The sequence below is a fragment of the Catellatospora sp. NPDC049609 genome, from assembly GCF_040675365.1.
GTDB lineage: Bacteria > Actinomycetota > Actinomycetes > Mycobacteriales > Micromonosporaceae > Catellatospora.
In genome coordinates this window covers 1-22018 of record NZ_JBFAOU010000136.1, presented here as the reverse complement: position 1 = coordinate 22018, position 22018 = coordinate 1, and the positions used below count along the sequence as shown (strand labels likewise).

Annotated in this window: 22 protein-coding genes; 13 read left to right on the top strand and 9 right to left on the bottom strand. The window is 73.8% G+C overall.

Going from position 1 to position 22018, the window contains the following annotated elements; translation table 11 throughout:
• The first annotated feature begins 199 nt into the window (after nt 1-199).
• A complete protein-coding gene (locus AB0J67_RS29100; protein ID WP_363486745.1) occupies nt 200-2191 on the top strand; it encodes a beta-galactosidase in 1992 nt (663 codons plus the stop codon).
• 153 nt (nt 2192-2344) lie between these two features.
• On the opposite strand, the gene AB0J67_RS29095 is transcribed toward AB0J67_RS29100, so the two are convergent.
• From AB0J67_RS29095 to AB0J67_RS29085, 3 genes are all read right to left on the bottom strand, one after another.
• On the bottom strand, nt 2345-3901 hold the full coding sequence (locus AB0J67_RS29095; RefSeq protein ID WP_363486743.1) for a glycosyl hydrolase 53 family protein: 1557 nt from the start codon (nt 3899-3901) through the stop codon (nt 2345-2347).
• Nucleotides 3902-4028: 127 nt separating this feature from the next.
• Nucleotides 4029-6767 carry an AAA family ATPase gene (locus AB0J67_RS29090; RefSeq protein WP_363486741.1) on the bottom strand — a complete coding sequence of 913 codons (2739 nt, stop codon included), beginning with the start codon at nt 6765-6767 and terminating at the stop codon, nt 4029-4031.
• Between the two features lie 142 nt (nt 6768-6909).
• Nucleotides 6910-7056: a hypothetical protein gene (locus tag AB0J67_RS29085; RefSeq protein WP_363486739.1), complete on the bottom strand. Its 147-nt coding sequence runs from the start codon at nt 7054-7056 to the stop codon at nt 6910-6912.
• A gap of 226 nt (nt 7057-7282) precedes the next feature.
• Between AB0J67_RS29085 and AB0J67_RS29080 the strand changes: the two genes are divergently transcribed.
• From AB0J67_RS29080 to AB0J67_RS29070, 3 genes are all read left to right on the top strand, one after another.
• Nucleotides 7283-7708 (top strand): hypothetical protein, encoded by a 426-nt coding sequence (locus AB0J67_RS29080; protein WP_363486737.1) that lies wholly within the window; start codon nt 7283-7285, stop codon nt 7706-7708.
• Nucleotide 7709: 1 nt separating this feature from the next.
• Nucleotides 7710-10214 carry a DUF4132 domain-containing protein gene (locus tag AB0J67_RS29075; protein WP_363486735.1) on the top strand — a complete coding sequence of 835 codons (2505 nt, stop codon included), beginning with the start codon at nt 7710-7712 and terminating at the stop codon, nt 10212-10214.
• Between the two features lie 118 nt (nt 10215-10332).
• Nucleotides 10333-10743: a low affinity iron permease family protein gene (locus AB0J67_RS29070; RefSeq protein ID WP_363486733.1), complete on the top strand. Its 411-nt coding sequence runs from the start codon at nt 10333-10335 to the stop codon at nt 10741-10743.
• A 145-nt stretch (nt 10744-10888) separates the two neighbouring features.
• On the opposite strand, the gene AB0J67_RS29065 is transcribed toward AB0J67_RS29070, so the two are convergent.
• Nucleotides 10889-11935, bottom strand: coding sequence for a PHP domain-containing protein (locus AB0J67_RS29065; protein ID WP_363486731.1), 1047 nt, complete (start codon nt 11933-11935; stop codon nt 10889-10891).
• Between the two features lie 173 nt (nt 11936-12108).
• On the opposite strand from AB0J67_RS29065, the gene AB0J67_RS29060 reads away from it, so the two are divergent.
• The 4 genes from AB0J67_RS29060 to AB0J67_RS29045 all read left to right on the top strand — a co-directional run bounded on the left by AB0J67_RS29060 (nt 12109) and on the right by AB0J67_RS29045 (nt 14283).
• Entirely contained in the window at nt 12109-12636 is a 528-nt protein-coding gene (locus AB0J67_RS29060) for a hypothetical protein (RefSeq protein WP_363486729.1), read from the top strand.
• A gap of 34 nt (nt 12637-12670) precedes the next feature.
• Nucleotides 12671-13339 carry a UdgX family uracil-DNA binding protein gene (locus tag AB0J67_RS29055; RefSeq protein WP_363486727.1) on the top strand — a complete coding sequence of 223 codons (669 nt, stop codon included), beginning with the start codon at nt 12671-12673 and terminating at the stop codon, nt 13337-13339.
• 177 nt (nt 13340-13516) lie between these two features.
• On the top strand, nt 13517-13660 hold the full coding sequence (locus AB0J67_RS29050; RefSeq protein WP_363486725.1) for a GPGG-motif small membrane protein: 144 nt from the start codon (nt 13517-13519) through the stop codon (nt 13658-13660).
• A 98-nt stretch (nt 13661-13758) separates the two neighbouring features.
• A complete protein-coding gene (locus AB0J67_RS29045; RefSeq protein WP_363486723.1) occupies nt 13759-14283 on the top strand; it encodes a pyridoxamine 5'-phosphate oxidase family protein in 525 nt (174 codons plus the stop codon).
• An 88-nt stretch (nt 14284-14371) separates the two neighbouring features.
• Here AB0J67_RS29045 and AB0J67_RS29040 read toward each other — a convergent pair whose 3' ends face one another.
• Complete coding sequence (locus tag AB0J67_RS29040) at nt 14372-15574, bottom strand: hypothetical protein (RefSeq protein ID WP_363486720.1); 1203 nt, start codon at nt 15572-15574, stop codon at nt 14372-14374.
• A 91-nt stretch (nt 15575-15665) separates the two neighbouring features.
• On the opposite strand from AB0J67_RS29040, the gene AB0J67_RS29035 reads away from it, so the two are divergent.
• Nucleotides 15666-15932 carry a hypothetical protein gene (locus tag AB0J67_RS29035; RefSeq protein ID WP_363486718.1) on the top strand — a complete coding sequence of 89 codons (267 nt, stop codon included), beginning with the start codon at nt 15666-15668 and terminating at the stop codon, nt 15930-15932.
• Complete coding sequence (locus tag AB0J67_RS29030) at nt 15929-16318, top strand: hypothetical protein (protein ID WP_363486716.1); 390 nt, start codon at nt 15929-15931, stop codon at nt 16316-16318. The genes AB0J67_RS29035 and AB0J67_RS29030 overlap by 4 nt, the downstream gene beginning before the upstream one ends.
• Before the next feature lie 116 nt (nt 16319-16434).
• Here AB0J67_RS29030 and AB0J67_RS29025 read toward each other — a convergent pair whose 3' ends face one another.
• The 3 genes from AB0J67_RS29025 to AB0J67_RS29015 all read right to left on the bottom strand — a co-directional run bounded on the left by AB0J67_RS29025 (nt 16435) and on the right by AB0J67_RS29015 (nt 18393).
• On the bottom strand, nt 16435-17052 hold the full coding sequence (locus tag AB0J67_RS29025) for a hypothetical protein (protein ID WP_363486714.1): 618 nt from the start codon (nt 17050-17052) through the stop codon (nt 16435-16437).
• A 100-nt stretch (nt 17053-17152) separates the two neighbouring features.
• Nucleotides 17153-17824 carry a hypothetical protein gene (locus AB0J67_RS29020; RefSeq protein WP_363486712.1) on the bottom strand — a complete coding sequence of 224 codons (672 nt, stop codon included), beginning with the start codon at nt 17822-17824 and terminating at the stop codon, nt 17153-17155.
• Nucleotides 17824-18393, bottom strand: coding sequence for a sigma-70 family RNA polymerase sigma factor (locus AB0J67_RS29015; RefSeq protein ID WP_363486710.1), 570 nt, complete (start codon nt 18391-18393; stop codon nt 17824-17826). The genes AB0J67_RS29020 and AB0J67_RS29015 overlap by 1 nt, the downstream gene beginning before the upstream one ends.
• Before the next feature lie 84 nt (nt 18394-18477).
• Here AB0J67_RS29015 and AB0J67_RS29010 point away from each other — a divergent pair, with 84 nt between their 5' ends.
• Nucleotides 18478-19335, top strand: a complete 858-nt coding sequence (locus AB0J67_RS29010; protein WP_363486708.1) for an oxygenase MpaB family protein — start codon at nt 18478-18480, stop codon at nt 19333-19335.
• A gap of 130 nt (nt 19336-19465) precedes the next feature.
• Here the strand turns inward: AB0J67_RS29010 and AB0J67_RS29005 are convergent, their stop codons facing one another.
• The gene (locus AB0J67_RS29005) at nt 19466-20071 is read right to left on the bottom strand and encodes a hypothetical protein (RefSeq protein WP_363486706.1); all 606 of its coding nucleotides are present in this window, start codon (nt 20069-20071) and stop codon (nt 19466-19468) included.
• A gap of 133 nt (nt 20072-20204) precedes the next feature.
• Between AB0J67_RS29005 and AB0J67_RS29000 the strand changes: the two genes are divergently transcribed.
• Together AB0J67_RS29000 and AB0J67_RS28995 are read left to right on the top strand one after the other, a co-directional pair.
• A complete protein-coding gene (locus tag AB0J67_RS29000; RefSeq protein WP_363486704.1) occupies nt 20205-20711 on the top strand; it encodes a hypothetical protein in 507 nt (168 codons plus the stop codon).
• Nucleotides 20711-22018: hypothetical protein (locus tag AB0J67_RS28995; RefSeq protein WP_363486702.1), on the top strand; the 1308-nt coding region annotated here is incomplete at its 3' end. The genes AB0J67_RS29000 and AB0J67_RS28995, both read left to right, overlap by 1 nt.

The following is a 22018-nucleotide window of genomic DNA, read 5'->3' as shown; positions in this document are numbered from 1 at the left end:
CTCGACGATCGCGTCCAGCCGGTCGCCGGGCTCGCCCAGCTCGGCGAAGCCGGGCGCCTTGCGGCGGGCGCTGGCCAGCGAGCTTTCGCCCATGTGCCAGGCAAGTCGGACGATCATGGGGGCGGGGCTCTTTGCGGCGCAGCCGGGCTCGGCTACTGTGCACGTTCACAGACGTACCGTGCTTGTCAGGGGGAACCCCGTGCCTGAGTCCGATCATGTCGTGCCGCGCCTGCGCGGCCTGGCCTACGGCGGTGACTACAACCCGGAGCAGTGGCCGCGCGAGGTGCAGGAGGAGGACGCCGCGCTGATGCGCGAGGCCGGGGTCAACCTGGTCAGCCTCGGGGTGTTCGCGTGGGCGCTGCTGGAGCCGGCGCCGGGCCGCTACGAGTTCGGCTGGCTCGACGAGATCATCGACCGGCTGCACGCGCACGGGGTCAGCGTCGACCTCGCCACGCCCAGCGCCGCCCCGCCGCCGTGGTTCGCGAAGGCTTACCCGCACACGCTGCCGGTCAACCGCGACGGCGTGCGCTACGGCGTCGGCGGGCGCGAGACCGCCTGCCCCAGCTCGCCGGAGTACCGGCAGGCCACGGCCGAGCTGGCGCGCCGGCTGGCCGAGCGCTACCGCGACCACCCGGCCGTGGTGATGTGGCACGTGCACAACGAGTACGGCGCCCCGCTCGGCGAGTGCTACTGCGACACCAGCCTGCGCGCGTTCCGCGACTGGCTGCGGGCGACCTACGGCGACCTCGACGCGCTCAACGCCGCCTGGGGCACGAACTTCTGGAGCCAGCGCTACGGCGACTGGGACGAGATCGACCTGCCGCGCGCCAACCACACCGTGGTCAACCCGGCCCAGCGGCTGGACTTCGCCCGGTTCAGCTCGGCCGAGAACCTCGCCTGCTTCACCCTGCAGCGCGACATCCTGCACGAGGTCGCCCCGGGCCTGCCGGTCACCACCAACTTCATGACCACCAACTGCAAGTCGATGGACCTGTGGCGGTGGGCGCCCGAGGTGGACGTGGTCGCCAACGACCACTACCTCAACGCCGAGCAGCCCGACAACCACATCGACCTGGCCCTGTCGGCGGACCTGAGCCGCTCGCTCGGCGGCGGGCGGCCCTGGCTGCTGATGGAGCACTCGACCGGGGCGGTGAGCTGGCAGCCGCGCAACATCGCCAAGCGGCCCGGGGAGATGCGCCGCAACAGCCTCGCGCACGTCGCGCGCGGCTCGGACGCGGTGCTGTTCTTCCAGTGGCGGGCCTCGCGCTCCGGTGCGGAGAAGTTCCACTCGGCGATGGTCCCGCACGCCGGCACCGACTCGCAGCTGTGGCGCGACGTGGTCTGTCTGGGCGCCGAACTGCAGGCTCTGGCGGGGGTACGCGGCGCCCGCGTGCACGCCGAGGTCGCCGTGGTCTGGGACTGGGAGTCCTACTGGGCCCTCGAACTGGAGTGGCGGCCGAGTGTCGACCTGCGTTTCCGGGACCGGATCGACGAGTACTACCAGGCGCTGTGGCGCGAGCACGCCACCGTGGACTTCGTCCACCCGGCCGAGAACCTGTCCGCCTACCGGCTGGTGGTGGTGCCCAGCGGCTACCTGCTCGGGGAGACGGCGGCCAAGAACCTGCGCTGCTACGTCGAGTCGGGCGGGCACCTGCTGGTGTCGTACTTCTCCGGGATCGTCGACGAGCACGACACCGTGCACCCGGGGGCGTATCCGGGCGCGCTGCGCGAGGTGCTGGGCCTGTCCGTCGAGGAGTTCCACCCGCTGCGCGAGCACGAGACGGTGACGCTGTCCGACGGCGCGACCGCCCGGATCTGGTCCGAGCGGGTGCGTCCGGCCGGTGCGACCGTGGTCGCCGGCTTCGCGTCGGGCCCGGACGCCGGGCATCCCGCGATCACCCGCCACGACCTCGGTCGGGGCACCGCCTGGTACGTCGCGACCAGCGTCGACGCGCTGCGGCCGGTGGTGGCGCGGGCGCTGGACGCGGCGGGGGTGGACCGCCCGCGCGGCCTGCCGGACACCGTCGAGGCGGTGCGCCGGGGTGGTTACCTGTTCCTGCTCAACCACGGCGACGAGCCGGTGACCGTGCCGGACGTGGCCGGGGTCGACCTCCTCGACGGCACGCGCTGCGCCGGGGAGGCCACCGTGCCGGGTGGCGGGGTCCGCGTGATCGCCACCGGGCGACCGTGACCGCCGAACGTCCGCCGCCGGTGTGCGGTGGGGCAGCGGCGGGCGCGGAGCAGAACCGCCGATGTGTCTGTGAGCGTTCACATACTCGCAACAGTCGCGTCGGCTGTCAACGGCGGCGTCGCCGGGTGCCCTACCACCCGGCGGCGCCGTCGCCTACATCGAGCCGTACACCGACATCGCGGTCAGCGCCCGCGAGTTGTAGTCGAACAGGGCCTGGTTCTCCCAGCCGTTGCCCGAGGACGGGTTGGTCGGGTCCCAGCCGGCGCCCGCCTGCGCGGTCCAGCCCGGCTCCCAGTAGAAGACGCCCATGCCACGGCCGTTGGGCACGTTCTTGACGACGTTCACCACGGCCTGGAACGCGTCGCGCTGGCCCTGCGCGGTGGCCGGGTAGCCGCAGGTGCTCGCCAGCGACGAGGTGAAGATGTTCGGCTCACCGTCGTCCTGCGCGGTGGTGAACCCGTAGGCGGTCTCCGCCACGATCACCGGCTTGCCGTAGCGGGCGGCCATGTCGTTGAGGTTGTTCTGCAGCCCCGACATCGGCCCGTGCCAGTAGCAGTAGTACGACGCGCCGATCACGTCGAACGGCACTCCGTACGCCACGGCCTGGTCGAACCACCAGCGGAAGGTGGCGTTGTCGCCGCCCTCGGCCAGGTGCAGCATCACCAGCGTCGAGGAGTTGACCGCCTTGACCGCGTTGACGCCCGACTTCAGCAGCTGCGACAGGTTGCCCCAGTTGGAGCTGCTGCCGACGGGCAGCAGCATGCCGGGGTTGATCTCGTTGCCGACCTGCACCATGTCCGCCGGGGTGCCCTGGTTCCTCAGCGCACTGAGCACGTCGTAGGTGTGGTTGTAGACGTCGGTGACCAGCTGCGACAGCGAGTGGTTCGCCCACGCCGCGGGCGGGACCTGCTTGCCCGGGTCGGCCCACGAGTCCGAGTAGTGGAAGTCGACCAGCAGCTTCATGCCCTGCGCCTTGATCCTGCTCGCCATGGTGAGCACGCGGGCCTTGTTGTTGTAGCCGTCGGCGGGGTTCACCCAGACCTTGAGCCGGGCGTAGTTCATGCCCGCGTTCCTCAGGATCACCAGCGGGTCCTGCTGCTGGCCGGAGGCGGTGTAGTAGAGCGCGCCCTTGTCCTCGTTCTTCTTCACCGAGGACACGTCGCCGCCCTTGACCTGCAGGCCGGTGCCGCCGCCGGAGTTCTTCACGAACGTCACGTCGTCCACGTTGATCCACTGGTTGGCGGCGGCACTGGAGTAGACGCTGACCGTGCAGTTCGACGAGGAGACGTTCGCCGTCACCGACACCTGCACCCAGGTGTTGGCGCTGGTCGGGATGTTGGCCTGGGCCTGCGCGCCGCCGCAGTTCTTCATCGCGACGTACGCCGCCGACTGGCCGCCGCCCGAGCGCACCCACGCGCTCAGCGTGTACGACCCGCTGGTCAGGCCGGTCAGCGTCTGGTACGTCTCGACGGTGTACGCCGAGGCCGACCAGTGCGTGCCGCGGTAGCTCCCGCTGCGCCCGCCCGCCTCGGACTTCGACGCCGCCGTCGTGCCCGACTCGGACCAGCCGCTCGGGGTCTGGCTCGCCCCGTTGGACTCGAACCCGGGGTTGGTGACGGTGGACGCGGCCGCCGCCGGCAGCGCGGGAGCGGCCAGCGCCGCCGCGACGGCCAGCGCCGCGGCAGCGAGCAGTGCCTTCGTTCGGTGCATGCTTCCTCCTGATGTGTGAGTCGCTCACAGACACATCGGAGGCGTCCACACCGGACCGGGCGCCGCTGTGAACGTTCACAGAAAACATCGACAAGCCTCACCTGTCAAGGGCCCGGGCGCGGCGAGGTCAGCGGGTGAGGGCGGTGGTGACTTCGGTGCGGGAGGTGACGCCCAGTTTGCGCAGGATGCTGGAGACGTGGACGGCGGCGGTGCGGGGGGAGATGTAGAGGCGGCGGGCCAGTTCGGCGTTGGTGAGGCCGTCGGCCACCAGGACGGCGACCTCGCGCTCGCGGGTGGTGAGGGCGGCGACGCCGGTGACCGTGTGGCGGCCGTCGGCGGGGGTCAGGCCGAGCTGCGCCCGCAGCTGCGCGAGCTGCTCGACGCGCCAGCCGCCCCAGCGGCGCAGCAGCTCCCCGGCCCGGGTCACGCAGCCGGCGGCCTCGGCGTCGCGGCCCAGCGCCAGCAGGCAGCGGGCGGCGCCGAGGTGGGCGGTGCCGCGTACGGCGAGGGCCAGCAGCGGTGACTCGGCGACCGAGCGGTAGCCGTCGAGCGCCGCGGCGTGCTGCCCGCACACCTCGGCGAGCTGCGCCTCGACCAGGGCGCGCCAGTGGTCCCACACCTGGCCGTCGAGCAGCCCGTCGGACAGCTGCCGCAGGCGGGGCTGCGGGAGCCCGGCGTACAGCGCGGCCGACAGCAGGTCGTGGGCCGCCTCGCCGCTGCGCCAGGCCTGCGCGCGCAGCCCGTCGAGCACCCGGTCCAGCAGCACGTCGGCCTCGTCGCGGTCGCCCGCGCGGCAGGCCAGGTGGAAGCCGATGCCGTGCAGCACCATCGGGTCGATCTTCTCGATGCCGCCGAGGTCGGTCAGCAGGCGGCGGACCCGGTCCAGCGAGCCGGACTCCAGGCACAGCCCGGCCAGGAACACGGCGTGGTAGTCGGCCCGGCGGCCCGAGTACTGGTAGCCGCGGTCGCGGGCGCGGCCCTCGTCGAGCGCGCCGATCGCCGCGTGCAGGTCGCCCTCGCGCATGGCCAGCCGGGCCCGGCCCTGGAAGTACGCCGCCACGGCCAGCGACTCGAACCCGGCCCGCTCCGCGTCGCCGCGCATGCGTTCCAGCAGCTCGGCCTGCTCGGTCAGCGAGTTCGCCTGCGGCATCTGCACCAGGCGGTTGAGCGCGCGGGCGGCCAGCACCCACTCGCCCCGCTGCTCGGCCTCGTCGACCAGCCCGGCCAGGATGGCCCGGCCCTCCGCGGAGCGGTCGGAGTATCCGGTGAGCACGGAGCCCTTCTCGACCAGCGCGGCCAGCCGGATCTGCGGCAGGTCGAACTCGGCGGCCAGCCCCAGCGCCCGGTCGGCCCAGGCCAGCGCGTCGTCGTCGTAGTCGCGCAGCATCGCCGACTGGGCGACGGCGGTCATCGCCCGCGCCTGGTCGGCCCCGGGCGGCAGCTGCGCGATGAGCTGCTCCAGGTCGGCGGTGACCCGCTCCAGCCACGGCTCGTCGTCGGCCTCCCAGGAGAGCCTGATCATCAGGTACAGCGCGTCGGCGCGGTCGGCCGGGCCATCGGCGAGGTCGCGCCAGCGCTGGGCGTACCCGGCGGCGTCGTCGAGCAGCCCGGCCAGCCACGCGGCGCGCGCGGCGGCCGACAGCAGCGCCAGGTCCTCGGGCTCCTCGGCCATGCCCATCTCGGCCAGCTGCAGCGCCTGGTACGCCGACCCGATGGCCAGGTACACCTGCGCGCCGCGGCGGGCGGCGGCGACCATGTCGGCGTACCGGCCGGCGGCCTGGGCGTGGTGCGCGATCAGGGCGGGGTCGGCGTCGCCGCCGGACAGCAGCGCCTCCAGCGCGCTCTCGTGCAGGCGGCGGCGCTGGCGGCCCAGCATCTGCCCGGTGATGGCCTCGCGCACCAGCGCGTGCCGGAAGCTGAACTCGTCCTCGCCGGTCTCCACCAGCACGCCGCGCACCACCAGGTCGCGCAGCACGCCGATCAGCTCGTCCTCACCCGCCCCGGTCACCTCCGCCAGCAGGTCGAACGGGGCCCGGCGGCCGAGCACCGCCGCGGCCTCCACCACCCGCTGCGCGGCCGGGTCGAGGCTGGCCACCTGGCGGCGCAGCACCTCGGCGAGGCTCCACGGCAGCGGCTTCTCGACCAGCGACTCCAGGTCGTCGGGCGAGCAGGAGCCGAGCAGCTCCTCCAGGAAGAACGGGTTGCCGCCGGTGCGGTGGTAGAGCGCGGCGGCGGTGCGGTACGACACCGGGCGGCCGGTCGCGGTGGCCAGCAGCGCCGCGGTCTCCGACTCGGTGAGCCGCTCCAGCCGCAGGTGCGTCACGGCATGCCGGCGCTCCATGCGTTCCAGCAGCGAGGCCAGCGGGTGGCGGTTGCTCACCTCGTCCGGCCGGTACGTGCCGACGAGCAGGCGCGGGCCGTCGGTGTCGGCGAGGCGCTCGAACAGCGCCGCGCTCTCCGAGTCGGCCCAGTGCAGGTCCTCGAAGACCACGACCGACGGTGCGTCGCCGACCAGGTCGGCGACCAGGGACAGCCCGCTGTGCAGGCGCTCGACGGGGCTGCGGTGCGGGTCGGTCAGCGCGGCCAGGCGGCCGGCGTCGACGTCCACGCCGTCGGCGTCGAGCGCGTCGAGCAGCAGCTCGTAGGGGCGGGCCAGGGAGTCGGGCTCGGCGTGCCCGACCAGCACCACGGCCTGCTCGGGCAGCGTGGGCAGCAGTTCGCGGACCAGCCGGGTCTTGCCGATGCCGGGCTCGCCGCCGACGAACACCACGGCGGGGCGGCGGGCCGCGACCAGCTGCGTCAGCTGGCGCAGCTCACGGTCACGCCCGATCATCGCCGAGCTCACGCCACCTCGCTGACTTCCCACGGGCGACAGCGTACCGGCGGGTACGGACAGGTCCGGGGCCCTTTTCCGGTCCCCGGACCTGTGTGCTCGCTCTCATCACCGGGCTGCGCAGACGAACAGGCCCGGGGCCGATGGACGGCTCCCGGGCCTGTGCGGGCGGCGCTCACCGCGCGTTGCGGTCGTGCGCCTGGCGGCGCTTGCGGCCGTGGCGGTGCACGCGGTTGGCCACGCGCTCCTTGTCGGCCTCGTTGATGAGCTCGCGGTGGTGCAGCTTCGCGAGATCGAAGTACAGCTCGGGCGATCCGAACATCTCAGACTCCTCAGTCCGTCGTGCCTGTCTTTCTGACATCACCTATGTTCGTCTCGCGGCGGCCCGGTTCCATCCGCAGCGACGGCGTATCTTCCCTGGACACCGCCTACCTAGAGGCATGCGTAGGCCGGTCTAGTCATACGTAGGACGCCGGTCACCCGCGCGGCGACCGTCGCGTCCGGACGGTGTCGTACCAGGCGGTTAGGGTCGGACGATCTTTTCAGGCATGGAGGCGACGATGCGGGTGGAGGTACGTAGCCGGGTCCCGGGCGGGCAACGGCTGCCGGACGTGCTGGTCGAGCTGGCGCAGGAACGCACCACGGTGCGGGCGCTGATCCGCGCCGCGGTCGCCGAGCAGGTCCGCTCGTGGCAGGGCGACCAGGTCCGCTGCCGCGCCATGCTGGACCGGCAGTACCTCACCGACGCCGAGGTGCGCGCCCAGGCCGCCACGGGCGTGGTGCGCCTGCCCGGCCGCGCCGATGCCGAGCCCGATGTCGAGGCCGAGGTGGCGCGCGCGTGGCGGGCGTTCGAGCGCGGCGCGTTCGCCCTGTTCGTGAACGGCGTACAGGCGGACACGCTGGACGAGGAGATCGTGCTGCGCCTCGGCGAGCCGGTCGTGTTCGTCCGCCTCACCGCGCTGGCCGGGGGCTGACATGCTGACCTACCCGGTTCCGGAGCAGTATCGCGAGGCGTTCGCCGAGGAGCGCGAGGGCCTGTTGCGGCGGGTCGAGGAGGTCCGCGCGGCGCTCGCCGACGGCGACCGCGACCGGCTGCGCGAGCTGGCGCCGCTCATCCGCCGCCAGGTCCGGCGCGGCGACGACCGGATCGGCGGCAACCTGCACGGCGCCCGGATCGCCGACGTCGACCAGGCGCTGAACGAGGCCTACGACGCGGCGTTCCCGCTCGCGCCGGGGGCGGGCGTGGTGGAGGTGCTGGACACGCCGTGGCCGACCGCCACCCGGCTCGCCGCGCTGTGCCGGCTGCTCGACTGGCAGCTCGTGCCGAGGCCGCCGCTGGGTGACGTGGTCACCCGGGTGGTGGCCGCAGGCGACGTGCACGCGATGCGGGTGCTGCTGCGGACCCCGCTGAGCCGGCTGTCGCGCGAGGACGCGTCGCGGCTGCTCGGCGGGCTCGCGGCGGCGGACGCCCTGGACGCGGCGGTGGTCGAGGACGCGTTCACCGCCGACCGCTTCCTGGGCAACGAGGTCTTCGGCTGCGAGCCGCGCTACGGCATGCCCGCGCAGCCGCCGTCGCCGCATGCCGCGGCCGTGCGGCCGTACGCGCAGGAGCTGCTGTGGCGGCTGCTCGGCGAGGGCGTGCCGGACGCGGAGCTGCCGCAGTTCACGCCGCACGGGCTGCGGTTCGCGCTGCGCGGGCTGGACTGGGACGGCGAGGCGAAGGTCGGCGCGCGCCTCGGCGCGGCCGAGCTGACCCCGGCCGAGCTCATCGAGTACGTCGCACTGCTGCGGGACCGGCCGCGCGAGACGCAGGTCCGCGCGTTCCACCTGCGCCGCCCGGCCGGCGACGCGCACGCGGTGCTGCCGCTGCTCGGCCTCGCCACGGCGGTCGAGCTGCTGCGGCTCGTCGAGTACCTCAACGCGTCCGAGGTGGTGCGCCAGGACCGGGCGGCGATCCTGGCCGCGGCCGAGACGGCCGGGCCGGACGGCACCCGGCGGGTGCTGGAGCTGACACCGTGCGAGCTGGTGAGCGCGGCGCTCGGCGGCAACCGCGCGGCCGTGCTCAAACGCGTGAAGAGCAGCGCCCTGGCGGGCATCGCGGCGTACGGGATGCTGCCGCTCGCCGACGGCGAGACGGTGCTGGACCGGTACACCGCGCTGCGCGAGGTCGCCAAGCGGGGGCCGAAGCTCGGCCCGAACCGCAGGCACAGCCACGCCGCCGCGGTCGAGGTGGCGCTGGAGCACCTGGCGCAGGTCGCCGGGCTGCCCGACGCGAGCGCGCTGGAGTGGGACTGCGAGTCCCGGCTCGCGGAGGAGCCGCCGCCGCCCTGGCACACCGGCGACTACACGGTGTCGGTCGTGCTCGACGGGCCCGACCCGGTGATCAGCGTGACCAGCGGCGGCAAGGTGCTCAAGACGGTGCCCAAGCCGGTGCGCGCCGACGCCCGCTACACCGCCAGCCGGGAGCACCAGGACCTGCTGCGCGACCAGGCGCGCCGGATGCGCACCGGCACCATCGAGCGGCTGGTCGCGACCGGGGCGACGCTCGGGCCACCGGAGCTGGCCCGGCTGCGCGCCCTGCCCGCCGGTGCGGCGATGCTGCCCGCGCTGCTGTGGCAGGACGCCGCGGGCGCGATCGGGCTGCTCGGCGACGTCGACACCGCCGGCCCGGTGACCGCGGTGCACCCGTACCACCTCTACGCGTCGGGGCGGCTCGCGCACTGGCAGGCCGAGGTGGTGCGGCGGCGCCTGCGCCAGCCGGTCAAGCAGGCGTTCCGGGAGCTCTACCTGCTCACCGCCGCCGAGCTGGCGGCCCGGGACGCCTCGGCACGGTTCGCCGGGCACACCGTGTCCGGCCGGGTCGCCGTGCGGCTGCTGTCCGGCCGCGGCTGGCGCACCCACGGCGAGTACGCCGACCACCAGGCCACCCGCCCGGCCGGGGACGGGCTGACCGCGGCGCTGCGCTGCGACTTCCACGGGTACTTCGGCATGGGCGACGTCGAGCTCGGCGCGGTGCGCTTCCTGTCCGGAACGGACACGGTGCCGCTGGCCGAGGTGCCGCCGGTGGCCTTCTCCGAGGTGATGCGGGACCTGGACCTGGTCGTGTCGGTGGCCGGCCGGGACCCGGACCGCCAACAGTCCGGGCCCCAGGCGCAGAGCCGGGCCGAGGTGCTGTCCGCGCTCATCGCCGACCTCGGCCTGCGCAAGGTCTCCGTGGACGGTGCCGCGGCGCTCGTCCAGGGCTCCCGCGCCACCTACCGGGTGCACCTGACCAGTGGCAGCATCCACGTCGAACCCGGCGGCCACCTGTGCGTCGTGCCCGCCGGCTTCGGCGACCGGCCGCACCGGCGGCTGTTCCTGCCGTTCGCCGACGACGACCCGATGACCAGCGTCATCCTCAGCAAGGTGCTGCTGCTCGCCGAGGACGACAAGATCACCGACCCCTCGATCCTGTCCCAGCTCGCCGCCCTGACCCGGTAAGGAAGGGCACCTTCCCATCGTTTTCCGTTGTAGAAGGTGCCCTTGCACGCCGGGCATGAAAGCGCGGACGGAGGGGAAGAGTGGTCACGAGGGTTTCACCGGGTGGAAGGGGACGGCGATGACCGGGCGCAAGGAGGATATGCCGTCGTCGGTGTCCGGTAAGGACATGTCCGTGTTCGACCACTTCGCCGAGGCGGCCAGCACCTTCGCGTCGAAGGCGTGGTTCTTCGCGATGTGCGTGCTGCTGATCCTGATCTGGGCGCCGTCGATCGCGATCATCGGGGACGTCGACACCTGGCAGCTGATCATCAACACGGCCACCACGATCGTGACGTTCCTGATGGTGGCGCTGCTGCAGAACAGCCAGACCCGGGCCAACGAGGCGGTCCAGCACAAGCTGAACGCGATCGCCGACGGGCTGGCCGACCTGATGGAGGCACAGAGCGACCAGAGTCCGGGCCTGGCGCAGGACATGGTGGAGCTGCGCGACGCGGTCGGCCTCGAACACCGCGAAGGAACCAGCCACTGAACACCTCACGGCGTAGCGCGTCGCCACCGCGCCCGGCCTCGATCATGATCGCTCCTTCTGGTCAGAAAGTGCAGTTCAACCACAGGTTTTGACCGAAATCAGCGATCATGCCCCGCCCGACCGCCCCCGCCTCCCCGCGACCGGCTCAGCCGCGCTCGCGGCGGGTCCAGGCCAGGAGCCGGTCGACCGGCCAGGTGTTGACCACGCGGTCCACCGGCACGCCGCAGCGGGCGGCCCGCTCGCAGCCGAAGCGCAGCCAGTCGAGCTGGGTCCGGTAGTGCGCGTCGGAGTCGATCGCGAACAGGCACCCGGCCTCGACGGCCAGCCGCAGCAGGCGCTTGGGCGGGTCGAGCCGGTCCGGCCGGGAGTTGATCTCGACGGCGACGCCGTTCGCGGCGCAGGCGGCGAACACCGCGGCCGCGTCGAACTCGCTCTCCGGCCTGGTCTCCGTCGAGGTGTCGCCGCCCGCCCGGCGGACCAGGCGGCCGGTGCAGTGACCCAGGATGTCGGTGTGCGGGTCGGCGACCGCGGCGAGCATGCGCGGCGTCATCTCGGCGGCGGGGGAGCGCAGCTTGCTGTGCACGCTGGCGACCACCACGTCGAGCCGGCCCAGCAGGTCCGGCGTCTGGTCCAGCGACCCGTCGTCGAGGATGTCCACCTCGATGCCGCTGAGCAGCCGGAAGCCGTCGGCGTACCCGGCGTTGAGCCGCTCGACCTCGACGAGCTGCTGCGCCAGGCGCTCGGCGGACAGGCCGCGGGCTATGGTCAGGCGGGGGGAGTGGTCGGTGAGCACCAGGTACTCCCGGCCCAGGGCGCGGGCGGCGTCGGCCATCGCGGCGATGGGTTCGGTGCCGTCGGACCAGTCGGAGTGGCTGTGGCAGTCGCCGCGCAGCGCGGCGTGCAGCTCCTCGGTGGCCTGGTCGAGCGGGCGGTCCGCGGTGGCCAGCAGCCGCCGGAGGTAGACGGGCTCCTCTCCGGCCAGGGACTCGGCCACGCAGCGGGCGGTGACGTCGCCCAGGCCGGGCAGCTTCGCCAGGGTGCCCTCGGCGGCGCGGGCGGCGAGCTCGGCCCGGTCGGCGGCGGCCACGGTCTGGGCGGCCCGGCGGAAGGCCTTGATCCGGTAGCCGGCCTCGCCGGCCCGCTCCAGCTCGATCGCGATGCGCAGCAGGTCCTCGGCGGGGTCTCGGTCCACCCCTGCTGCATACCACAGGTATCGGACATGTCACATTCGTCGGCGCGGGCGAGCGTACCCATCGAAGATCGCGGAACGCCGCGGGCGCGTACGCGGCTAATATTGCTGATCCTCGCTCGACCCGGCGGGGACAGGCCGCGACGAGGCGGCCGCACCACCCCTGAGAGGTTTCCGTGACCGCAGGCCTCGCCCCTGTCATCGCCGCGACCACGCACTGGCTCAACCGCGCCTACCCGTCCGACGGCGGCCCGGCGCAGGCCGCCCGGGTGCTCGCCCAGGCGCGCGAGGCCGCGACCGTGGCCGCGTGGCTGCGCTACCCGACCGAGGTCGACGCGGGCCTGCTGGCCATGCTCGGCCCCGGCGGCACCGCCGGGCTGGACCGCGTGGTGCGCGCCGACGAGTACGAGGGTGATCACGGCAGCGAGCAGGTGTGGCGGGGCTGGGTCGACGAGGTCGTCGCGAGCTGGGCCGCCTGCCTGCTGTCGGACCCGCGGCTGGCCGCCGACGCGGCGACCGCCGTCGCCGACTGCGAGCACGCCCAGGACGCCGGGCGGGACTTCGCACGCCTGCTGAGCCCTGACGCCGACGACCGCCGCGCGGCCGCGCTGCTCCGCCACCCGGACCTCGTCGCGCCGGTGGCGAACCTGCACCGGTCGCTGCTGATCGAGCGGCTCCGGCTGGACCCGGTCGAGGTCGGCTGATTCCCCGGACCCGGGCCGGGGTACCCGACCCGTCATGGCTACCAAGACGGAGCAGGGCGCCCAGGAGTACGTCCCGGCCGAGCCGCACTCCCTCGACGAGCTGCGTAGGGCCGCGGCCGGGTGCCGGGGCTGCCACCTCTACCGCGACGCCACCCAGACGGTGTTCGGCGCCGGGCCCGAGCACGCCCGGGTGGTGCTGATCGGGGAGCAGCCCGGCGACATCGAGGACCGGCGCGGGGCGCCGTTCGTCGGGCCGGCCGGCAAGCTGCTGGACCGGGCGATCGCCGACGCGGGCCTGGCACGGGCCGATGCGTACGTGACCAACGTGGTCAAGCACTTCAAGTTCAAGGCGACGGCGACCGGCAAGCGGCGGATCCACCAGAACCCGAACCGCACCGAGATCGTCGCCTGCCTGCCGTGGCTGGCCGCCGAGCTGAGCATGCTGCACCCGCAGGTGCTGGTGGCCCTGGGCGGCACCGCGCTCAAGGGGCTGCTCGGCCCGTCGGCGACGGTCGCGGCATCACGCGGGGTGCTCCTGCCGTGGCCGCAGGCGGCGTACCAGCCCGAACTGTTCCCGGACGAGGGGGCGCGGCTGCTGGCCACGATCCACCCCTCGGCGGTGCTGCGGGCCGTCGACCGCGACGCGCTGTACGACGGCCTCGTGGCGGACCTGCGGCTGGTCACGTCAGCCCTGGCCGGATGAGGCGCGAAGCGGACTTTAGGGTGTGAACCGCCTGAACCCTACGTGCGACCTGGCCCGGGATCGGCTCGGTGGAGTTTGCCGGGGATTCGAGCCGGGTATCGGATATACCGTGCGAATCGGATACCTCTCTCCATCGAGGAGTACGCGGGCCGATGCGCAGATCGAAAGGGGACGCACATGGCCACGCTGCTGTGGATCCTCGCGGTCGTGCTGGTGATCGCGGGTATTTTCGCCCTGCTGCGCAGGGAGATCCTCTGGGGAATCGTCCTGATCGTCATCGGGCTGCTGGTAGGCCCCGGTGGAGTCAGCATCTTCACCTGACCGCTCCGCGCTGGCACCGGGCCGGGCGCTGTCCGCGTCCGTTCCGGTGTGAGCCGGGAACCAGGCTGGCCTCAGGCCGCCCCTGAAAGGTGATCGGCATGGGTGACGCACGACCGGTCGCGGTGCTCGACGCCCGTTACAGCAGCGAGGACGCCCTCTCCACGCCGTGGGAGGACGCCCGCGAGGCGCTGCGGCGGGCCCAGGTCTACTGGCTGTCCACGGTGCGGCCGGACGGCCGCCCGCACGTCACGCCGGTGATCGCGGTGTGGGCCGACGACGCCCTGTACTTCTGCACCGGTCCGCGCGAGCGCAAGGCCGCCAATCTGGCGGAGAACCCGCACTGCGCCCTCACGACCGGGTCGAGCACCCTCGCCGAGGGCCTCGACCTGGTCGTGGAGGGCGACGCGGCACGCGTCACCGACGACGCGACGCTGCACCGGCTCGCTGAGGCGTGGGTCGGCAAGTACGGCGAGCAGTGGCGCTTCACCGTCGCCGACGGCGCGTTCGAGCACTCGGGCGGGACGGCGTGGGTGTTCCGGGTCGCCCCGGCGAAGGCGTTCGGCTTCGGCAAAGGCCTGCACTTCAGCCAGACCGCCTACCGCTTCGACGACCCCCGCCCTTGATCACTCGACTTGCCTGGCAACCGGGTGAATGACGGCTCAAGATACGCCCATCTGCCAGGCAAGACGGATGATCTTGCGGGTCGGCGGGTCAGTCGACGGCGTACGCCCTCAGGCGGCGCATCACGTCGGCGTCCGGCCAGCCGGTGACGCGGTAGCGGGCGGGGGTGAGCAGCGGCTCCGGGCTCAGCGGCACGAGCCGCGCGACGGCGTCCCATGGCACCCGGCCCCAGATGCCGTCCGGCCCGGCGAACGAGATGAAGTCCGCCTCGGGCAGCAGCGACTCGATCCCGTCGGCCCAGGACGCCACGGTGAACGGCGGCTCGTCCGGCCCGGCGGCGGCGATGAGGCCGCCGACGTACACGTCGATGCCGTGCTCGGCGTACTGCGCCGACAGCCACTCGGTCTGCGAGCGGTACTGCGTCACGGTCAGCATGACGCGGGCACGGTGGGCGGCCAGGTGCGCCGGGTGGCCGGGCGGCGGCGCGTACGGCACGACCCGGCCGGCGTCGTCGGCGATGTAGCCGACCGGCGAGATGCTGCGCGCCGCCTCGCTGAAGTCGTTCTCGACGATCGGGTGCAGCGCGGTGACCGCGCCGCCGTCGGCCGGGCACAGCAGCACCGTGTTCACGTCGGGCACGAACGCGACGACCGGCCCGCCCATGCGCTCGCTGACGCCCGCGAGCCAGCCCGGGGCGAGCAGCAGCGAGGTGAAGTACCCGTCGCCGGAGTCGACCATGCGCACCATGGCGTTGCCGTCCGGCCAGTTCTGGTCCAGCGACCGCTCGGCCAGCTCGGCGAGGTTCTGCCGGGCGGCGGCGAAGACGTCGTCGGCGCCGACGCCCCACTCCTCCAGCCGGGGCGGCGTCACGTACGCCATCGACTCGGGCCGGTCCACCACGATCAGCTCGCGCAGGTGCGGCAGCGCGGCGCGCGACAGCGGCGGCACCATACCCATCGGCCCGGCCTGCCCGAACGTGTCCGGCCGCAGCACCGGCCGCAGCCGGGGGCGCACCTGCTCCCACGTCTCGTCGTCGTGCGGGGTCAGGATGATGCGGACCAGCTGGGTGAGCCGGGCCTCCCGCTCGGGCGGCGAGGCGTCGGAGCTCTCGGCGAAGACGTTGGCCAGGTAGATCCAGACCGGGCTGCCGGAACCGGCGCGCCAGGCGGCGATGGCGAACTTCTCCGCGTCGTAGGTGGCGCGCACGATGCCGGGCGCGCGCCGGGTGATCCGCAGCGCCTCCGCGGCGAACCTGTCCCGGGGCGACCCGAAGAACCTGTCCAGCAGACCCATGGCGAGCAACGTAGTAGATGGCCGTCCACCGCGTGGCACCCGGTCAGGTCAGCTCGGCGTACATCACGGTATTACGGTGTACGATTTTCGTATGAACAAGGAGCAGGTGGACCGGACGTCGATCAGCCTTCCCGTCGACCTGGCCGACTACGCCCGCGCCAAGGGCAAGGGCAACACCTCGGCATACCTGGCGGGCCTGATCGAGAAGGATCGCCGCCTCGACCGGATCAAGGCGATGCTCGCCGAGCACGGGTACACCGGCGACCGGGCCGTCACCGACGAGGGCGTGGCGGCGATGCGGGAGCGGCTGAACCTGGTGCGGCGTGAGCGGGCGCGCGGCAGGCAGCAGGCTGCGTGAACATCACCGTCGTGCTGGACGCCTCGGCGGTGCGCGCCTACGCCCGGCTGGAGACCGTGTCGGTCGGGGAGCTGCTGCAGACCGTCGCCGAGGACGGCGATCTGGTCGGCATCCCGGTCCTCGCCCTGGTCGACCTGTGGCCCGGCCTCGCCAAGGAGGAGCAGGCCCTGATCACCGACCTCGTCGGGCGCGCGGACAGCCCGGTCCAGGTGCTGCCCATGCACGCCGACGTGGTCCCGGCGGTCGCCGCGTGGGCCCGGTCCCTGGGCCACGGCCCGGCCCACGCCGTAGCGCTCGTCCAGGACCTGGGCGCGACCCTGGCGACGTGCCAGCCGGACCGCTACACCGCCGCCCTCGACCCGTACGACGTACTCGAACTGTCCTGACCCGGCACCGCCCCCGCCCCGGCGTCAGCGCGGGGTGAAGATCGGCGTTCCGGGTCGGAAAGTGCAGTCAGACTCCACTTTCTGACCCGACCCCGCGATCTTCATCCCGCCACGCGTCAGGAAGCGCGGTCGGACTTCTTCCGGGCGCGGAACAGCGATCTCGGCTGCTTCGCGCTCTGGCGTGGCGCCGGTTGGCGGTTTCTGGGCGGGGGGACGGGGCCTTCGGCGGGCAGGCCCAGGGCGAGGCGTTCGGCGGCCGTGAGCATGCGCTTGCCGGTGACCGGGACCGGCTCGACCGGGACCGGCTCGACCGGGGCCGGCTCGACCGGGGCCGGTGCGGCCGGCTCGGGTTCCGGCTCGGTCGGCTTCGGGGACGTCGCCGCCTTCGCCGCCTTGGCGGACTTGGCGGGCTTGGCCGCGGCCGCGGCGGCCTTCACCCGTTCGGTCTCGCCGGCCAGGGTGATCAGCTTGCGCACCTTCGGCACCGCGGCGAGGTTCGTCTTTGCCGCCACCGTCTCCACGGCCATTCCGGACACCATCAGGTCGGCCAGTGCGCGGCCCCGTTCGCGCCGGATCGCCTCGATGATCCCGTCGAACAGCACCTGCTGGTGGGTGAGGTCGAGGTAACGCTGCAACGGGTCGGGCTCGCTGAGCGCGTACGCGCAGAGGTTGCGGACCATTCCGTCGATCTCGGCGGTGGAGACGGTGTAGCCCTCGGTGGTCGGGTCGGACATGGACGGCATCCCTTCACCGCACGGCTGCTGGCCCTCGTCCGGCGGCGAACGGAACTGTAGCGCTCCCCGCCGACGTCCTGCAGCAGCCGTGCGGCGCTGGTCAGCGCCCCGCGCCCGGGACCGGTTCCGCCAGGCAGGGCGGAATCGCGGTCACCACGGCGGGCCACACCAGGGTGGTCCGGCCCTGCGCGCCGTCCCGGACGGCGTACCCGAGCACGAGCGTGTCCGCCGCCGGGATCTTCCACGGCTGGATGAGGATGACGACCTGCTCGTCGCGCGGCTCGTACCGGACGGGCATCCGCGCGAACAGCGCGTCCCGCTGCGCCGGGGACGGGTCGGCCGGGAGCTGGAAGTCGGGATCGAGCGCGGGCGGGACCGGGCAGCGGTCGGCCGGCACCATGCCCAGCACCACCACCCGCGTGCCGGAGCGGGCCAGCTCGGCGTTCAGCTTCGCCGGGTTGCTCAGCTGCGGCACGCGGATGGTCACCGTGAGCGAGCCGTCCGCGTGCCGGTCGACGGTGTACGCCGTGGCCGGGTCGCCGGCGGCCCACGGCTGGACCACGGCCAGCGCCCCGACGGCCAGCACCGCCGCCGCACCGGCCAGCCGGGGCAGCAGGCGGCGTCGCCGGGACGGCACCGGCACCGGCGCGTCCCCGGCGGCGAGCACCCGGTCGAGCATGGCGCGGGCGTACGGGTCGTGCGGGTCGGGCGGCGCCACGGCCGGATCGGCGGCGCGCAGGCGCGCGAGACTGTGGTCGATGAGGTCGTTCATCAGCGCAGGTTCCCTTCGGGAAGGATCGTCGGCAGTGGACCGCGCCGCGCGGCGGAGACGTCGGTGTCCTCGGCGGCCCGCAGGCGGGCGGCGAAGCGGCGCCGGGCACGGTGCAGGCGGACCTTGAGTGCGGTGCGGCCGCACCCGAGGACGATCGCCGCCTCGGCCACGTCCAGCCCGTCCCACGCGGTCAGGCGCAGCACCTCCTGGTCGGCGGGTGACAGCGCGGCGAGCGCGGCCCGCACCCGCAGCTGCTCGCCGACCTGCCCGGCGTGGTCCTCGGTGACGGTGTCGTCGGCGACGCCCGCCTTCGCCGCCAGCCGGTTCCGGCGTTCGCGGGAGCGCAGCTCGTTGGCGATGACGTGCCGTGCGACGGCGTAGAGCCAGGCCCGGGGGTGCGCGTCGGGCACCTCGGCGAGCCTGCGCCAGGCGATGAGGAACGTGCCGGAGACGATGTCCCCGGCCGTGTCGGCCCCCACCCGGCGGGAGGCGAAGCGCGTCAGTTCCGCGTAGTGCGCGTCGAACAGTGCCTCGAAGCGCGCGCGTGCGGCCGCGTCGTCTGGTTGCATACCTGGGAATGTCCAGCAGACCCGCCGCGGTTACCACCCCGGGGCCGCGGATTCGATCTGTCCGGCGGGCCAGGAGGAGTCGACATGTCACCAGACGCCGTCGAGGCGGCCGAGCGCGCCGGCACGCCGCGGCTCGCCGACCATCACGCGGTGTACCGGCGGGTCGCGCTGCGCGACTTCGGGCCGGACATGCGCCTCGGGCTGAACCTGGCCTTCTACCGGACGTTCGCGATCCCGGCGATAGCGCGGCTGCTCGCCGACACCGGCGAGATGACCGAGCGGACCGCGAAGCGCGCCGACGACACCGGGCTCATGCTCTACGAGCTGATCCACCACGGCCCGGCGCATCCGCGCGGCCGCCAGGTCATCGCGGCGCTCAACCGCATCCACCGCGTGTACGACATCACCCCCGACGAGTACCGGTACGTGCTCGGCACGCTGATCTTCATCCCGGTCCGCTGGACCGACCGGTACGGCCCACGGCGGCTGCGCCCCGCCGAACGCGCCGCCGCCTGGCACTTCTGGACCGAGGTCGGCCGTCTCATGAACATCCGCGACCTGCCGCCGACGTGGGAGGCGTTCGAGGCCTGGTTCGACGCCTACGAGCGGGACAACCTCGGCCACGACGCCGCGGCGACCCGGCTCATCGACGCGACCCGGCACCTGCTGGCCGCGAAGTTCCCCCGGGTGCTGCGCCGTTTCGCCGGGGGATTCGGTGACGCGCTGCTCGACGAGGACGTGCGCCGCGCCCTCGGCGTGCCGCGACCGAGCCTGCCGATGCGGGTCGCGGTCCGCGTGGTGCTGCGTACGGGCGCGGTCGTCCGGCGGTTGCGGCCCGCGTCGGAGTTCTTCGTCCCGGGGCAGCCCTCGCGGCACTACCCGGACGGCTACACGCTGGACGAGCTCGGCCCCGACCCGGTGCGCCCGGCGCCGCGACGGTGATCGGCGGTGCTTGGGGGACGGGTTCAGGATTCACGTGGAGGTGCGCCGGTCCGGCGCTGCCTAGCCTGAGCAGATGCGGGACGCGGAACGTCGCGCTGGCCGCGTCGCTCGGCGCCGACCGGGTGATCGACTACACCCCGTCTGCGCGCCCGCGCTCCTCGCCGCTGTCCGGCAGGCTGTATCCGAAGTCGAGGGAGAACGTCCGGTGGACCCAGTCCTCGATCCGCTCGCCGGCACCGGGCCGGGCGAGCTCCGCACCGATCAGCTCGCGCACCCGGGCGGCCTCGGCGGAACGGTCCCGGGTGGCGGCGAGCAGACCACCGTCGAACGTCAGCTCGACCACCTGGACGTAGGACCACGCGGGCAGGAATCCCATGTGCAGGTGGGCGACGCGGACGTACTCGTCGCCGAGCAGCAGGCGGCCGGTGAACGGCATGGGCGCGGCGAGCTTGCGGTACGTCGGGGCGCTGCGGTGGGCGCCCCGGCCGGTCTTCGATGACCGTCCGAACAGGACAGTCTTACGCTGTTCGGCGGGCAGCCCGATGGTCACCTCGTCGAGCAGGAGGCGGTCGGCCTTGATCACGTACCCGCAGTGGAAGCCCCGCCAGCAGGCGGTGCTCAGCGGCTCGGGGGTGAGTCCGTGGTCGGCCGGGTCGAACAGGCCCGTCCCGGCCACGGCCACGACCTGGTAGTCGACTCCGGTGTGCCGCACCTCGTCGGCGATCTGGCCCGTCATGAGCGCCAGAGCCTAGCAGGGTGCACACCTCGGCACCGTCCCGATGGAAATTGTCGTGGCGCGACGGTAGTTTCACCGCGCCGCCGCAGCCGCCCAGGCCGGTGGAAACCACCGTCAAGGGAGGTGTACGCGGGTGAACGCTGCCCAGATTCCGCCGTGGGAGGCGCGCGCGACCGCGCGGGTGCTGTCACCGGCCCGGCCGCGCAAGCTGGCGAAGGTGCCGTTCGTGGAGCTGGCCGACGGCCGCCTGCAGGGCGTGGTGTCGAGCGGCTCGGACATCGAGCGGGTGTACGTCTCGTCGCTGACCGCCAAGGATCACTCGTTCCACTGCAGCACCAACAACAACCGGCCCTGCGGCGGCATCCGCTCCGGCGGCTGCAACCACCTGCGCGCCCTGGCCGACGAGGCCGTGCTGCAGTACGGCGTCCAGCGGGTGGCCCGCTACCTGCGCGCCGACGTCGCCGAGACCGCCACGACCGGCGCCGAGGTGATGACCGCGGTGAACGCGTGGCACCAGCCGTCGGCGGGCGCGCCGGTGTTCAGCCGCTTCCTGCGGCACCTGGCCTACCTGGAGCTGCCCGCGACGACCGAGCCGCTGCCGGAGATGCAGTGGTTCCCGGCGGGCGGGGCGGTGCGCTGATGCGGTTCGACATGCTGGCCGCGCCGGTGGACGGGGCCGCCGAGGCGGCGGACGTGGTGGCCGGGTTCGACGGGGTGCTGGTGCAGGGCCTGCTGCGGCCGGGCACCGAGCAGGTCGCGGCACTGCACGCGCTGGCCGACGCGGTGTCGGGGACGCCGCTGGCAGGGCGGGTGGCCGAGGCGGTGGACAAGACCGTCGCCGGTTCGATCGCCGAGGAGCACGTCGCGGCGCTGGTCGCGGCGCGATCGGCACTGCTCGGGGCGACCCATGACGCGCTGCTGGCCCGGCTCGACGAGGCCGCGGGGCGCACCCGCGAGCCGTGGCCCGGCGGCACGGCTCGGGACGCGGCGGGGGAGAACCTGCTGGCCGCGGCCCGGTCGTGGCTGTCCGACCTCGCGATCGCGGGCTGGCGCGGCATCGACCACGACCTGGTGGCGCACGCCGACCAGGCCGTGGCGGCGCTGCTGGCCGAGCCGCGGCTGCGCCGCCTGGGCGCGCTGCTCGACGGGTTCGCGGGCGAGCTGCGGGCCTGGTGCCCGGGGGCGACGATGCCGCGGGTGCCGGTGCGCCGCTGGGCCGACCTGTGGGCGCGGGCGGTGCTGCTGGCGCAGCCGGGCGCGCTCGCCCCGGCGCCGGTGGGCACGGTGTCGGGGCGGCTGCTGCCGCTCGGCGTCGACCTGCACGAGCACCCGACGGCGGTGCAGGCGCAGGTGCACGCGGTGCTGGAGACCGCCGCCGGGCCGCGCCTGGTGCGGGCGAGCGTGTCCGCGCCGAAGGTCGACACGCTGGTCGGGCCGGGCGTGTGGCAGCTGCTGCGTGGGCACAACGCGCTGCTGGGGGCGTACTCGGAGCAGCGGGCGATGGAGCTGACCGACATGCCGGTCACCGCGGGCGGGGACCTGGTCTGGTCCGACGCGTGCGCGAAGGCGGGGGAGCCCGCGGACGCGTTCGCCACCGCCCGGGTGCAGCTCGCGGTCGCGACCGCCGCCCCGGTCCCGCCGCTGGAGCGGCACCCGGTCCGGCTCGCCGAGCCGGTGCTCATCGAGGGGTACGCCGCCGCGGCGCAGGACGACGTCGTGACGCTCACCCTGCCCGGCCTTTCTGTCGAGGTGGACGCCGAGCGGATGCACGGCGCGGGGCCGCTGACGCCCGCGCTGGTCGCCGCGTCGACCGCCTGCCTCGGCCTGCTGCGCTGGGACGGCCGATGGCTGCTGCAGCCGCTGGCCGTCGAGGCGGCGGTCAAGCGCAAGACCGTCGCCGTGCACGCGGGCGCGTGGGCGGGCGGGGCGAGCGACGCCGCCGGGGCC